Below are 2,514 nucleotides of genomic sequence, written 5' to 3' on the forward strand. Positions count from 1 at the left end.
ACTCCGTTAAAAACCTACTTCGCAAATTACATCCTGATGTAGAAATCCACGGCTATGTTAGGGCGTTTGAAGTTACTCATGGCCTCAATGGCTGGCATCCTCATTTTCATATTCTTGTCTTCACCAACAGCAAAGCACGCCAGCACATCATTCAAGACGTTTATCGCGCTTCATGGGCTAGAGCTTGCCGTCTGGCTGAATTACCTGCGCCATCATATGAGCATGGCTGTACTGTGCAAAATGGTGCTGAAGCCGCCAAGTATGCGAGCAAGTGGGGACTTGAAGACGAAATGACTAAATCCCACACCAAGAAAACAAAACGTAAAGGGGCTACCCCGTGGGGATTGCTTCGTGCCGTTCTGGATGGTGACGATGTGGATTACGAACCTCGGAAAGCCACGGCATTGTTCAAGTCATACGCCGAAGTATTTAAAGGTCGCCGGCAGCTGCATTGGAGTGTTGGACTTCGCGCAAAACTGGAATTGGCCAAAGAATTGACCGATGAACAGCTTGCTGAAAAGCAGGATGATGAAAACGCCATGTTGCTGGCAATCATTACCCCAGAACAGTGGAAGATCATTCGCCGCCTTAAAGTGCAGTCGTTGTTATTGGATATTGCCGAACTGGCAGGATTGCAGGGGGTTAATGCCTATCTGTCTAGTCTGAGCTGTGTCACATGTCCGATTGAAAGTAATGAGACGCAAAACAGCGGGAGGGGCCCCGCTCCGTCGGGGAGGGTTCCTGATGGCTTTGCGGCTCTTGCCCCAGCAAACGTAACGTGATCAAATAATCAGAGTGCGACAGGATAGCCGTCCCGCCGCACCCCTATCATGACCATAATGGAGATATGCCCATGACTATCGCGAATATTAATCTGGAATACGACCCACTGAAAGACCCTGTTTACTTAAACATTCGCAGCCTCGAAACATCCGTTGAAGCTGTAGGCCAACTTTCAGCGCTGCTTGAAGATACCGAAGACGGCAAAATTCTTTCTGTCCTGGCTGAACAATTACAACGTCACTTTGCATTAGTCCAGGCGGATACCATCCGTGCATTACCGAGCCAATAAATACCTCGAACTTTACCGCGGTTTTCCGCGGTCACTTCCGAACTTCACCCCCTAGCTAGGGGGTTTCTTTTATCTGCACTTTTGTCTCAATTTGAGACTGGGGGTTTCGGGGATCACCCTGAACCAGTAGCACAGGGCACTCTGTGTATGCTGGCTTAATATGATTCCCGTATACACAAATCAAAATGCGCAGCATGAAAGGCGCGCTCGATATATATCGTGATCACCAAGGCTGACACGCCGTAGAACTGCGTTCGCGCAGAGCGACAAAAACACCTCGCCCCCTGCTGAGCGCTTTTATTAATCATCGATGCGCAAATGACGAAGCGGAGCTGAGCGGAGGAATGGCGCAGAGATGAATAATAAGTGTTGACCGATTATTGGCCGAAACATACTATTTTGATAATTCGCTTAACGCTATGGTGTGAAAATGAATTCAGAGAATGACCGTAAAGGCAAGCATATGAGAAGCATCAGGCTGACCACTGATATGGTGGAGCGACTGAATGCTGTTTGCGACCATTTAGGGGTTACTCCTAATGCGTATATAAACCACGCTATTGGCAAGGCTGTGTCACAAGACGAAATTACGTACAAGGCACAGCAGAATCAGGCCGACACAATGGCCCAAATGATGGCAGCATTTCAAACCGCTTTGATGTCGATGGTTGAGCAAGAGCCTGAAAATATCGAAGGTTCGGAAGAATCCAAGGGCAAATAAGAGAAAACCCCAACAGTTGGAGCTGCTGGGGTTTAGTTTTCGTGCGGTTAGGGTTGGAGCCCGACACCGCTGGGCATGTACTTAGCAGGTACCTAATGATTATGGAATATCAGGGATCTCGTGGCAAGAGTCAGTGCGACAATACAGAGGGTGAATTCGCGGATTCGCGGATTGTGAGCCAGCGAACAAACGCGGAACGCGAAGCGCCCCTTGGTATAGTTACCAAAAACTCTTCCCCCGAGGAATCACAGGACTCCCAGCAGCTTTCTAGGGCTGCAAGATGGGCATTAAAATCGGTCGCGTCTCGGTTACTTCCCGATACCCGAACATCCAAATGCATGGTCTACCGCGCCCCCTCGTTAATGGGTGGGCTGTCTGACGTAACCCTTCATAAAGGCAAGACTACCGGAAAGGCGTTCTATCACGGCTTAATGACCTGTGGGAGCGTTTGGACGTGTCCAGTGTGTGCCGCTAAGATTTCCGAGCAACGCCGCAAGGAGCTTCGCTCAGCGATTGATACCGCTACAGAACAGGGTATGTTCGTGTACTTCGTTACGCTAACCGTTCCTCATGGTGTGGGTGATGACTTAAAAGAACTCGTTGATAAACAAGCGTCTGCACTGAAACGCATGTCGAGCGGAAAGTACTCCGTTAAAAACCTACTTCGCAAATTACATCCTGATGTAGAAATCCACGGCTATGTTAGGGCGTTTGAAGTTAC

2 protein-coding genes and 2 pseudogenes are annotated in these 2,514 nt (G+C 49.1%); all 4 read left to right on the top strand.

Going from position 1 to position 2,514, the window contains the following annotated elements:
* Positions 1-782, top strand: a pseudogene (locus L975_RS18315) (protein rep); the annotation flags it as partial.
* Between the two features lie 71 nt (positions 783-853).
* A complete protein-coding gene (locus L975_RS07025) occupies positions 854-1,072 on the top strand; it encodes a hypothetical protein (protein ID WP_047707896.1) in 219 nt (72 codons plus the stop codon).
* A gap of 430 nt (positions 1,073-1,502) precedes the next feature.
* Positions 1,503-1,793, top strand: a complete 291-nt coding sequence (locus tag L975_RS07030; RefSeq protein ID WP_047707898.1) for a hypothetical protein — start codon at positions 1,503-1,505, stop codon at positions 1,791-1,793.
* A 95-nt stretch (positions 1,794-1,888) separates the two neighbouring features.
* A pseudogene (locus L975_RS18430) lies at positions 1,889-2,514 on the top strand (protein rep); the annotation flags it as partial.

Origin of the sequence: Plesiomonas sp. ZOR0011, from assembly GCF_000800945.1 — a bacterium.
In the GTDB taxonomy this organism is placed as follows: Bacteria; Pseudomonadota; Gammaproteobacteria; order Enterobacterales; family CAMTGL01; genus Plesiomonas; species Plesiomonas shigelloides.

Bases quoted from the DNA above. Each gene is read 5' to 3' on its own strand.
- L975_RS07025 (WP_047707896.1), top strand. From the start codon at position 854: ATGACTATCGCGAATATTAATCTGGAATACGACCCACTGAAAGACCCT.
- L975_RS07030 (WP_047707898.1), top strand. From the start codon at position 1,503: ATGAATTCAGAGAATGACCGTAAAGGCAAGCATATGAGAAGCATCAGG.